Below are 11,734 nucleotides of genomic sequence, written 5' to 3'. Positions count from 1 at the left end.
TTCGGTGGTCCTCTCCTACTTCAGACTGGGGGGGGCGAGCGTCTTGAACCCGCGCTCGAGGGCGATGCGACCGGAGCGGCAGATCTCCTGGATGCCGAAGGGGCGCAGCCGGTCCTCGAGCGCGTCGAGCTTCCCGGCGTTGCCGCTCGCCTCGACGACCAGCGCGTCGGGCGAGACGTCCACGATGGTCGCCTCGTACGTCTCGGCGAGGGCCCGGAGCTCGGCGTGGTTGCGCTCCGGGGTGTGGATCTTCACGAGCATGAGCTCGCGCTCGATGAGGTCCGACGCCGAGAGCTCCCGCACCTCGACGACGGGGACGAGCTTCTGGACCTGGCGGACGACCTGCTCGACCGTCTTCGAGCCCAGCCGCACCACGATGGTCATGCGCGAGTACTCCTGCCGCTCGGTCGGGCCGACGGTGAGGCTCGCGATGTTGTAGCCGCGCCGGGAGAAGAGGCCGGCGATGCGGTGGAGCACGCCCGGCTTGTTCTCGACGAGGAGGCTGATGGTGTGGGTGGACCCGTTGGGCTTCTCTTCGGTGCGTTCCATCCTAGTCACCTCCGCCGTCGATCATGTCGTTCAGGGGCGCGCCGGCGGGCACCATCGGGAAGACCTTCTCCTGGCGGCGCACGCGGACGTCCACGATGGTGGGGCCCTTCGAGTTCGCGAGGGCCTGGTCGATGACCTGGTCGAGCTCCTCCGGCGTGCGGGCGCGGAGCCCGAGGCAGCCGTAGGCGTCGGCGAGCTTCACGAGATCCGGGCGGTCGGTGAGCGGCGTCTGCGCGAAGCGCCGCTCGTAGAAGAGCTCCTGCCACTGCCGGACCATGCCGAGGAACAGGTTGTTCAGGACGAAGATCTTGATGGGCAGCTCGAGGTCCACCGCCGTCGCGAGGTCCTGGAGGGTCATCTGGAACGAGCCGTCGCCGTCGATGCCGATGACGAGCTCGCCCGGCCGGCCGAGCTGGATCCCGATGGCCGACGGGAGGCAGAAGCCCATGGTCCCGAGGCCGCCCGAGGTGATGAACTGGCGCGGCTCGGACGTCCTCCACCACTGCGCCGCGAACATCTGGTGCTCGCCGACGCCGGTGGTGACGATGGCCTTCCCGCCGGTCTTCTTCCAGAGCGTGTCGATGACGTACTGCGGGAGGAGGTACTTCTGCCCCTCCTGCTCGTACTTGAGCGGGTACTTCTTCCGCCAGTCGTCGATGCGCTTCCACCACCCCGAGACGTCGGGCTTCCCGTGCGCGGCCTCGGCGCGCCGCACCTCCTCGGTGAGCTGCGGCAGCAGCAGCTTCAGGTCGCCGACCAGCGGGACCGTGGCGGTGACGAGCTTGGAGATCTCGGCGGGATCGATGTCGAGGTGGACGATCTTCGCCTCGGGCGCGAACGTCGACAGCTTGCCGGTGACGCGGTCGTCGAAGCGCGCGCCCAGGGCGATGATCAGGTCGGAGTTCTGGACGGCGTAGTTCGCGTAGCGCGAGCCGTGCATGCCGAACATGCCGAGGCACTGCGGGCTCGTCTCGGGGAACGCGCCCTTCCCGTGCACGGTGGTGACCACCGGCGCGCCGACGAGCTCGGCGAACGCGGAGACCTCCTTGTGCGCCTCGGAGATGCGGACGCCGCCGCCCAGGTAGATGATCGGGCGCGTGGCGCTGCGGACGAGGAGCGCGGCGTCCTTGAGGCGCGGCTCCTCGCGGACCGGCGGGTGGTAGCCGGGGATGTCCACCGTCTCCGGGTACTCGAACTCGAACTCGGTGTTCTGGATGTCCTTCGGGATGTCCACGAGCACCGGGCCCGGGCGGCCGGTCCGGGCGACGTAGAACGCCTCCTTCAGGATGCGCGGGAGGTCGTGGACGTCGGTCACGAGCCAGTTGTGCTTCGTGATGGGCATCGTGATGCCCGTGATGTCCGCCTCCTGGAAGGCGTCGGACCCGATGAGCGAGGTCGCGACGTTCCCGGTGATGGCGACGAGCGGCACCGAGTCCATGTACGCGTCGGCGATGGCGGTGACGAGGTTCGTCGCGCCGGGGCCGGACGTGCCGAAGCACACGCCCACCTTCCCGGTGGCGTGGGCGAACCCCTCCGCCGCGTGGCCGCCCACCTGCTCGTGGCGGATGAGCACCTGCTTCGGGCGCTCGCAGCCCCACAGCGCGTCGTAGATCGGCAGGATCGTCCCGCCGGGCATGCCGAAGACGTACTCGACGCCCTCGGCCTCGAGCGCGCGTCGAACGGCCGTCGCGCCCGTGATTCTCTCCTTGGCCATGTGTACCTCGTGAAGCGTGCTGGGGTTCCGTGCCAGTTCGCGGTTGCCGCAAGGACGACGGCGGGCCCTCCCCGCCCCATCGCGCGCGCGAGGGGCGGGGCGCCCGCCGCTATACCTTCGACCGGGTCTCGAACGCGGCGATCGACTCCTCCTGCGAGAGCAGGAAGCCCAGCTCGTCGACGCCGTTCATGAGGCAGTACTTGGCGAACCCGTCCAGCGGGAACGAGGCGGTCGAGCCGTCGGGGAGCGAGATCGTCTGCGAGGCGAGATCGATGCGGACGCTCGCGCCGGGCGCCGCGAGGAGCTTCGCGTGGCTCGCGGGGTCGAGCACGATCGGGAGGAGCCCGTTCTTCAGGGCGTTGTTGCGGAAGATGTCGGCGACGCGCGTCGAGACGACGGCGCGGATGCCGTAGTCGACGAGCGCCCACGGCGCGTGCTCGCGGGACGAGCCGCAGCCGAAGTTGTCGCCCGCGACCAGCACGGTGCAGCCCTCCGCCGCCGGCCCGTTGAGGACGAAGTCGGCGCGCGGCCCCCCGCCGGCGTCGTAGCGCCAGTCCGAGAAGAGCGCCTTCCCGAGCCCCTTCTTGTCGGTGACCTTGAGGAAGCGCCCCGGGATGATCTGGTCGGTGTCGATGTTCTCGCGCGGGATGACGACCGTGCGGCTCTCGATGGTCCGGATCGGTTCCATTGGCCTAGCCCTCCACCAGCCGGCGCGGGTCCGCGACCGCGCCCGAGACGGCCGCCGCCGCCGCCGTCGCCGGGCTCGCGAGCAGCGTGCGCCCGCCGGGCCCCTGGCGGCCCTCGAAGTTCCGGTTCGACGTCGAGACGCAGTACTGCCCGGGCTCGAGCATGTCGCCGTTCATGGCGAGGCACATCGAGCAGCCCGGCTCGCGCCACTCGGCGCCCGCCTCGCGGAAGATGCGGTCGAGCCCCTCCGCCTCCGCCGCCTTCTTCACGGCGTGAGAGCCCGCCACGACGAGCGTGCGCGTCTTCACCTTGCGGCCGCGCATCACCCTCGCCGCCTCGCGCAGGTCCTCGAGCCGGCCGTTCGTGCAGCTGCCCACGAACACGACGTCCACCTTCTGGCCGAGGATGGGCTTGCCGGGAGCGAGCGCCATGTAGCGGAGCGCGCTCTCGAGCGTCGCGCGCGCCGAGGGGTCCTTCTCGGCGCCCGGATCGGGGATGCGCCCGGTCACCGGGATCCCCTGCGCCGGGTTGGTGCCGAAGGTGACCATGGGCTCGAGCCGCGACACGTCGACCGTCACCTCGCGGTCGTAGCGCGCGCCGGCGTCCGTCGGCAGCTCACGCCACCTCGCGACCGCCGCGTCGAACGCGGCGCCCTGCGGCACCCGCGGCTTCCCGGCGAGCCACTGGAAGGTGACGTCGTCGGGCGCGATCATTCCGGCCCGGGCGCCGCCCTCGATCGCCATGTTGCAGAGGGTCATGCGCCCTTCCATGGTGAGGGCGCGGACCGCCGGACCGGTGAACTCCATCACGTGGCCGGTGCCGCCGCCGACGCCGATCTGGGCGATGATGGCGAGGATCAGGTCCTTCGCCGTGACGCCCGGCTGCAGCGCCCCGTCCACCCGGATGGCGAGCGAGCGCGGCTTGCGCTGGAGCAGGCACTGGGTCGCGAGGACGTGGCCGACCTCGGACGTCCCGATCCCGAAGGCGAGCGCGCCGAACGCGCCGTGCGTGGCGGTGTGGCTGTCGCCGCAGACCACCGTCATCCCGGGCTGCGTCGCGCCCATCTCCGGGCCGAAGACGTGCACGACGCCCTGCTGCGGGTCGCCGAGGCCGTGGAGCTCCACCCCGAAGTCGCGGGCGTTCTTCTCGATCTGGGCGACCTGCGCCTCGTTCTGGGCGTCGAAGAACGGCCAGCGGCCGTCGGGGAGCCGCGGCAGCGTCGGCGTGGAGTGGTCGGTGGTGGCGAGCGTCCGGTCCGGGCGCCGGACCTTCAGGCCGCGCTCGCGCAGCATCGAGAACGCCTGCGGGCTCGTCACCTCGTGCATGAGGTGGAGATCGATGTAGAGGACGGCGGGCGTCTCGGGCGTCTCCGCCCGGACGACGTGCGCGTCCCAGACCTTCTCGAACAGCGTGCGCGCGGGGCGCGGGTCGGTGGCGCTCATCAGACGGTACCCATCTCCTCGCGGCGGGCCTCGTCGGCCGCCGGCGTGCTCTTCAGCGCGATGCGGTTCACCACGTCGAGGAACGCGCGCGCCGACCCCTCGACGATGTCGGTCGAGAGCGCGCGGCCCCGGTAGACGCCGGTCGCGTGCTCGACCTCGATGGAGACCTCCCCCTGCGCGTCCTCGCCGGTCGAGACGCTCACGATCTGGTAGTCGCGGAGCTTCACCGGGATGCCGGTGATCTTCTCGATGGCGCGGTACACGGCGTCGACCGGGCCGTCGCCGGTGGCGGCGTCGCGGTGCTGCTCGCCGTCGCGCGAGCGGAGGGCGACCGAGGCGACCGGGAGCGTCCCGGTGCCGGAGGTGGTGGAGAGCGCGTCGAGCTCCCAGGCGCGACCGCCCTGGGCGAGGATCTGCCCGTGGACCACGAGCGCCTCGATGTCGGCGTCGTAGATGTCCTTCTTCTTGTCGGCGAGGACCTTGAAGTCCTGGAACACCTTGTCGATCGTCGGGTCGTCGAGCCCGTAGCCGAGGGCGACCAGCCGCTCCTTCAGCGCGTGGCGCCCGGAGTGCTTGCCGAGCACGAGCTGGCTCTTCGCGAAGCCGACCTCCTCCGGCCGCATGATCTCGTAGGTCTCGCGGTGGGTGAGCATCCCGTGCTGGTGGATGCCGGCCTCGTGCGCGAAGGCGTTCTGCCCGACGATGGCCTTGTTCCGCTGGACGTGCAGCCCGGTGACCTGCGAGACGAGGCGGCTCGTCGGGTAGAGCCGCTCGGTCTTCACGCCCGTGCGCACCCCGAGGACGTCGTGGCGCGTGCGGAACGCCATGACGATCTCCTCGAGCGAGGCGTTCCCGGCGCGCTCGCCGATGCCGTTGATGGTGCACTCCACCTGACGCGCCCCGGCCATCACGCCCGCCAGGCTGTTCGCGACGGCGAGGCCGAGGTCGTTGTGGCAGTGCACCGAGACGACCACGCCGTCGATGCCGCGGACGTGCTGCTTGAGGTAGCGGATGGTCTCCGCGTAGGTCGACGGCAGCGCGTAGCCGACCGTGTCGGGGATGTTGACGGTGCCGGCGCCGGCCTCGATCACCCGCTCGACCACCTCGGCGAGGAACTCGAGCTCGGTGCGGGCGGAGTCCTCGGTGGAGAACTCGACGTCGTCGAAGCGCTCGCGCGCGAGCTTCACGCCGTCCACCGCCCGCCGGATGATCTCGTCCTTCGCGAGCTTCAGCTTGAAGTCGCGGTGGATGGGCGAGGTGGCCAGGAACACGTGGCAGCGGCGGCGCGGCGCGCCCTCGAGCGCCTGCCAGGCCGCTCCGATGTCGCCCTTGGTGCAGCGGGCGAGGCTCGCGATGGTCGGTCCCTCGATCTCGCGGCCGACCGCCTGGATCGCCTCGAGGTCGCCGGGGGACGCGGCGGCGAAGCCCGCCTCGATCACGTCCACCCCGAGCTCACGCAGCGCGCGCGCCACCTGGAGCTTCTGGCCGAGGTTCATCGACGCGCCGGGCGACTGCTCGCCGTCGCGCAGCGTGGTGTCGAAGATGATGACCCTGTCGGCGTCTCTCACGGCAACGCTTTCTCCGTCGTGCTGGGAACGGGGCTGGCGCGGATCCGGGCTGCGTTCGGAACTGGCGGTGAATGAACTCCCGGAGGCTACGTTCGATGCGGTGGGGCTGGCGGGCGGCTGTGTCGACATGCGGTCTCCTGGCTCCTGTTCACTGGGGCCGGAGTGGCGTCGCCTGTCGGGGGGCAACCTCTCCGGCCGGTTTCGGCGAGAGAGGTCGCGGCGCGGCAGCTAGCCTGGCCGGGATACCTCTCCCGCCAGGCGAAGAAGTCGTTGCGCGCGTACGAAGAACATCGGAAGCGGGAGCCTAGCGATCCGCGAGCGAACCTGTCAAGCGGGGACGCACGTGGACGCACCGCGACAGCCCCGCTCCCCTCCGGAGGGGCGAGCGCAGGGCCGGCGAGCGGCCGTGGCGAGACGCGGGAGGACGCGACCGCGGCGCGGGACTTCACTGTCCGTCGCGGCAGCGCCCGATTCGCGAGTCAACCCGCGGCGGCAGCGGCCCACCCGCCTCGGCGGCGCCCCTCGGCTCCGGCCCCGCTTCGCGGGACCTGCGCTCGGGGTGACCGATCCCTAATACGGCGGCGTCCCCTCGCGGCGCAGCAGCGCCTCGAAGGCGTCGAGCGGCATGGTCTTGAGATCCTCGCCGCCGTGCCGCCGCGGCGCGACGCCCTGCGCCTCGACCTCCTTCTCGCCGATGACGAGCGCGAAGGGGATCTTGGCGAGCTGGGCGTTGCGGATCTTGGCGCCGAGCTTGTCCGAGGACTCGTCGAGCTCCACGCGCCAGCCGGCGGTCGCCAGCTTCGCCTGGACCTCGCGCGCCCAGCCCTCGAAGCGATCCGACACCGTCACCACGCGCGCCTGCACCGGCGCGAGCCAGGCCGGGAAGGCGCCCGCGTAGTGCTCGGTGAGGATGGCGATGAAGCGCTCGAACGAGCCGTACACCGCGCGGTGGATCACCACCGGGCGGTGCTCGTGGTTGTCGTCACCGACGTAGGTGAGGTCGAACCGCTCGGGCGCCGCGTAGTCGAGCTGGATCGTGCAGGTCTGCCACTTCCGGCCGAGGGAGTCGGTGACGACGAAGTCGATCTTGGGGCCGTAAAAGGCGCCGTCGCCCGGGTTGAGCTGCCACGGCAGGCCGATGCGGTCGAGCGCGGCCCGCAGCGCCCCCTCCGCCTTGTCCCAGAGCGCGTCGTCGCCGATGCGGTCCTCCGGCTTCACGGGGCGGGTCGAGAAGAGGAGCGAGAACTCGAGGCCGAACGCGCCGTAGACCGTCTTCATCAGCTCGACGATGCGGCTCACCTCCTCCGGGATCTGCGACTCCATGAGGTAGAGGTGCGCGTCGTCCTGCGCGAACTGCCGGACGCGGGTGAGGCCGCCGAGCGAGCCGGAGAGCTCGTTCCGGTGCAGGGTGTCCACCGTGAAGTAGCGGATGGGCAGGTCGCGGTAGGAGCGCTTCCCCATCTTGTAGATGAGGTGGTGCGACGGGCAGTTCATCGGCTTCAGGCTCATCGAGAGCCGCTCGTCCACGGGGAGCGCCGGGTCGGACTCCTTGTCGAACACGAGGAACATGTTCTCGCGGTAGACGCCCCAGTGGCCGCTCTGCTCCCACAGCCGCTTGTTGAAGAGCAGCGGCGTCTTCACCTCCTGGTACCCGCCCTTCGAGACGAGGCGGCGCATCGCGTCCTCGAGGACGTTGTAGAGGGTGGTGCCGTTCGGCAGCCAGAACGCCGCGCCGGGGGCCACCTCGTGGAAGGCGAAGAGGCCGAGCGCGGGGCCGAGCTTGCGGTGGTCGCGCTTCCTCACCTCCTCCATCCTGGCGAGGTGCGCCTCCAGCTCCTTCTTGTCGAAGAAGGCGGTGCCGTAGATCCGCTGCAGCATCGCGTTGCGCGAGTCGCCGCGCCAGTAGGCGCCGGCGACGCTGAGGAGCTTCACCACGCCGATGCGCTTCGTGGACGGGCCGTGCGGCCCGAGGCAGAAGTCCACCCAGTCGCCGTGGCGGTACAGGGTGAGCGTCTTCGCCCCGCGCGCGGCGATGTCCTTCACGATCTCGACCTTGTACTTCTCGCCCAGGCCCTCGAAGAGCCCGAGCGCGGCGTCCATCGAGATCTCGTCGCGCACGAAGGGCAGGTCCGCCGCGATGGCCTCGTTCGTCGCCTTCTCGATCTTCTCGAGGTCCTCCGGCGTGAAGGGCGTCTCGCGCGCGAAGTCGTAGTAGAAGCCGTCCTCGATGGCGGGGCCGATGGTGACCTGGGTGCCCGGATAGAGCTTCTGGACGACCGACGCCATCACGTGCGCGGCGTCGTGGCGCGCCACCTCGAGCGCCTCCGGGCTCTTCGTCGTCACGACCTCGAGCTTCGCGTCGCGGTCGAGCGGGCGCGAGAGGTCGACCGGCTCGCCGTCGAGCTTGGCGAAGTACGCCGCCTTGGCGAGCCCCGGCCCGATGGCCGTCTTCACGAAGTCGAGCACGGTGGTGCCGCGCGCCGCCTCCTTCTGGCTGCCGTCTGGGAGCGTCACCTTCACGAGATCGGACATGCGTTCCTTCCCTCGAGCGTGGGGCCGGCGGGCGACCGCCGAGCGCACCGCGAAAACGTCGCGTGTTCTAACGCAACGGGCCACCGGAAGGGAGGGGGTTCTCGCTGCACACGGCGCCGCCCGCGGCGCGCCGAGGCGCGGCGCACGAAAAAAGCCCGGCCGGCGGATGCCGGCCGGGCCCTGAAGAGGAGCGCCGCCCGGAGGCGGCGCCCTAGCGATCACCTCACCGCGTGAACTCGCCGACGACGGCGGACGGCTCCGTCATCGTGATGCTGCAGGTGCTCCCCGTGGTCGAGGTGCACCCCGCGAACCCGGCGAACGTGGCGCCGGAGTCGCCGGTCGCCGTCAGCGTCACCGTGTCACCGGTGGGCACGTCGATGCGGCAGCCGCCGTTCTCGGCGCGGCAGCTGAGCCCGGGGCCCGTGATGGTCCCCGGTCCGAACACGCGCACCATGAGCGACTGGGTCGGCGAGTAAGGGCCGCCGCCGGAGCCGTTCGACAGGAGCGCGCTGACGGCGTTCACGCCGCTCACGCTGACGGTGCACTTGTTGGGATCGACCGCGTCCGGCGTGCAGCCCGTCCAGCTCTCGACCCAGGTGTACCGGTCAGGCGTCGCGACGAGCGTCACGAGCGTGCCGTTCGCGAGCTCGGCGCCGCAGGCGCCCTGCGAGCCGATGTTGCAGTTGAGGCCCGCGCCGCTCACGTTGCCCCAGCCGGAGCCGATCACGCTCAGGGCGACGCCCGAGCTGGTCGGCATCGGCGTGGACGCCGGCTGACCGAAGGTCACGACCACGACCTTCGTCGAGCCCAGGCCGGACGCGCCGCCGACGGAGAGCGAACAGGTGAGCTTGTCCGCCGACGGCGCGCAGCCGTCCCAGGAGCTCACGGTCGCACCGACGCCGGGGTTGGCCGTCAGCGCGAGGGTGCCGCTCTCGGCCACGGTGGTGACGCACAGGCCGCCGCCGAAGCCGCAGTCGAGGCCGTCACCGGTGACGGTGCTGCCCGGACCCCAGCCGAGGACGCGCACGTTGACCGCGATGCGGTCGCCCGTGAGGCTCGCGACCTTGTAGTCGCTGTAGCCCATCGCCACGTAGTGCGGGACGTAGTGCGGCTTGCCCGCGTTCGGGTTCGGCTGCGTGCCGTGCTCGTCGAGGAACTCGTACTCGGCGGGCTCGATCAGCTGCTTGCCGAAGAAGAACGTCGAGCTGGGGGAGTGGCAGTCGGTGCAGCCACCCGCGCCGTACGGACCGGGCTTGAGGATCGGGTTCGCCGGGTCACGCTTCGGCACGACGTTGTGGTTGATGGCGAAGTCGTGCGACTCGGCCACCGCGCTCTCGAAGAACTCCACCTCGCCCACGTCGTTCAGGTAGTAGACCTTCTCCGCGCGGATGAGCACCGGCCGGACGGCGATGTCGTTGTTCGCCGCAGGATCCGGGTTCGCCGTGTCGTTCGCGTTCCCGATGGCCTCGAGCAGCGCCTTGATCTCGGCCTTCTTGAACGGGATCGGGTTCGCCGGGTCCAGGCCGCCGGGCGTGACCGGCAGCGTGCCGAGACGCGGCGTGCCGACGCCGTACTTGTCGCCGAGCGCCTTGCGCACCATGCGCAGCGGGATCGGCCGGATGATGGCGGTGTCGCCCGTGCCGCTGATCCAGTCGCCGTAGTAGGCGGTGAGGAGCGGCTTCACCGTCTGGAGCTTCCCCTTGTACCAGCGGATCGCGGGGTACCAGCGGTACGTGCTCGTCACGGCCGACAGGGCGGCGTCGTTCTGCGACGGATCGAGCGGGTTCGTCTTGAAGTACTTCTCCCAGGTCGAGATGGTCTGCGTGCCGTTCGTCGACATCTCGACGATGAGCTCGGGGACCTGCATCCCGGCGGTCACGGGATCGTCCTCCATGTAGCGGATGTGGCAGACCTGGCACTTCATCGCCGAGAAGTGGAGGCTCGGGATGGAGGCGTGGGCACGCGTGGGATCCGGCGCGATGAGCCCAGCGGGGGCGGCGCCGTTCAGGTGGCAGTCCGCGCAGGACCGGACGGTGTTGTCGAGGTCGTCCCGGACCGAGCCGATGGTCACGTCGCCCTTGCCGAACTGGTGCTCGAGCGCGTTACCGGCATTCGTGTGACAGGCCGTGCAGTTCACCGCGTTCAGCTTGTGCACGTCGGTCGCATCGAGGAGCGTGCGGCCAGACTTCTTGGTGTCGGGGGTCGAGTGGCAGCCCCGGCAGTTCGCCTCGGGCGTGGGACCGACCTTGCCGAGCCTGATCTGCAGCTGGTTGCTCCCGTTCACCTCGAGCGTACCCGCTGCGATGCCGAGCTCGTAGTCGACCGGACCGACCGCGGAGGCCGTGGGCGGGAAGGCCGGAGCGGCCGCCACGGTGACGCTGCCGAAGCCCGCGCCCATGGCCGGCGCGACCTTGAACGCCGCGACGCCGGTGATCCCCTGGCCGCCGACGAGCGTCGCCGCGCGGTTCTTCCAGCTGTAGCCGCTCAGGTGGCAGAGGAGGCAGTCGGGCTCGAGGACGCCGTTCTTCTTCCAGCCGTTCGCGAGCACCGGGGTGCCGGCGAGGACGGTACCGTCCGCCGAGTCCTTGGGGACGATGAAGCCGTAGTCGCCGTCCAGCTTGGCCTCGGGGGGAAGCGCGGCCACGCCGCCGCCGTAGCCGAAGTTCGTGCCGTCGAAGTACTTGCGGCCGTCGCGGTCGTACTGCGTGGGGCCGCCGCCCGGGTGGCAGATGCCGCACTGGAAGGTGAAGAAGTAGGAGGTCTTGTCCATCGCCGTCGTGCTGGTGTTGCTCTTTCGAGCCAACTGGCTCGAGTCAGACGACGGGGGTCAAGTCTTGCCGTACATGCCGGGCGACAGCAGCCACGGCTTCTGCGGGTTGTAGCTGTCGGAGACGAGCAAGTTGTTGTCCGGACCGGTGCGTCCCTGCTGGAAGTGGTAGCCGCGCGTGATCACCGCGGTGTCGTGGCAGCCGCCGCAGGTCTGCTCGGGGCTGAACGGCGTGGTCGAGCCGCGGGCGATGGTGGCGCCCGCCGCGTCGCGCAGCGGGATGGCGCCGTTCGCGTCGGACGAGTGGTAGGTGGACTTCTGCTTCTCGCCGGTCTGCGGCGGCTCGGGCAGCTCCCCGAGGCACGCGAAGCCCAGCGCGGCGAGGACGGCGATCGCCGTCCGCATCCGAGCGTTAACGTGTGTGTTCACTGCTCCCTCCGTTGGAGCCGGCAAAACGCCGGCCCTGGTCCCGGTT

8 protein-coding genes are annotated in these 11,734 nt (G+C 70.7%); all 8 read right to left on the bottom strand.

Features of this window, described 5'->3' with window-relative positions; all coding sequences use genetic code 11:
• Positions 1–15: 15 nt before the first annotated feature.
• The 8 genes from ilvN to ANAE109_RS09540 all read right to left on the bottom strand — a co-directional run bounded on the left by ilvN (position 16) and on the right by ANAE109_RS09540 (position 11,664).
• Positions 16–549 (bottom strand): acetolactate synthase small subunit, encoded by a 534-nt coding sequence (ilvN, locus tag ANAE109_RS09575; RefSeq protein ID WP_012096659.1) that lies wholly within the window; start codon positions 547–549, stop codon positions 16–18.
• A 1-nt stretch (position 550) separates the two neighbouring features.
• Positions 551–2,263: a biosynthetic-type acetolactate synthase large subunit gene (gene ilvB / locus ANAE109_RS09570; RefSeq protein ID WP_012096658.1), complete on the bottom strand. Its 1,713-nt coding sequence runs from the start codon at positions 2,261–2,263 to the stop codon at positions 551–553.
• Between the two features lie 109 nt (positions 2,264–2,372).
• On the bottom strand, positions 2,373–2,951 hold the full coding sequence (gene leuD / locus ANAE109_RS09565) for a 3-isopropylmalate dehydratase small subunit (protein ID WP_012096657.1): 579 nt from the start codon (positions 2,949–2,951) through the stop codon (positions 2,373–2,375).
• Between the two features lie 4 nt (positions 2,952–2,955).
• Entirely contained in the window at positions 2,956–4,392 is a 1,437-nt protein-coding gene (leuC, locus tag ANAE109_RS09560) for a 3-isopropylmalate dehydratase large subunit (RefSeq protein WP_012096656.1), read from the bottom strand.
• Entirely contained in the window at positions 4,392–5,960 is a 1,569-nt protein-coding gene (locus tag ANAE109_RS09555) for a 2-isopropylmalate synthase (RefSeq protein ID WP_012096655.1), read from the bottom strand. The genes leuC and ANAE109_RS09555 overlap by 1 nt, the downstream gene beginning before the upstream one ends.
• Before the next feature lie 570 nt (positions 5,961–6,530).
• Positions 6,531–8,492, bottom strand: coding sequence for a threonine--tRNA ligase (gene thrS, locus ANAE109_RS09550; RefSeq protein ID WP_041448247.1), 1,962 nt, complete (start codon positions 8,490–8,492; stop codon positions 6,531–6,533).
• A 223-nt stretch (positions 8,493–8,715) separates the two neighbouring features.
• Positions 8,716–11,262 (bottom strand): multiheme c-type cytochrome, encoded by a 2,547-nt coding sequence (locus ANAE109_RS09545; protein ID WP_012096653.1) that lies wholly within the window; start codon positions 11,260–11,262, stop codon positions 8,716–8,718.
• Between the two features lie 57 nt (positions 11,263–11,319).
• A complete protein-coding gene (locus ANAE109_RS09540) occupies positions 11,320–11,664 on the bottom strand; it encodes a hypothetical protein (RefSeq protein ID WP_041448246.1) in 345 nt (114 codons plus the stop codon).
• Positions 11,665–11,734 lie beyond the last annotated feature (70 nt).

The sequence above is a fragment of the Anaeromyxobacter sp. Fw109-5 genome (assembly GCF_000017505.1).
GTDB lineage: Bacteria > Myxococcota > Myxococcia > Myxococcales > Anaeromyxobacteraceae > Anaeromyxobacter.
The sequence above is the reverse complement of the archived record's forward strand: the minus strand, read 5'-3'. Positions and strand labels throughout refer to the sequence as shown.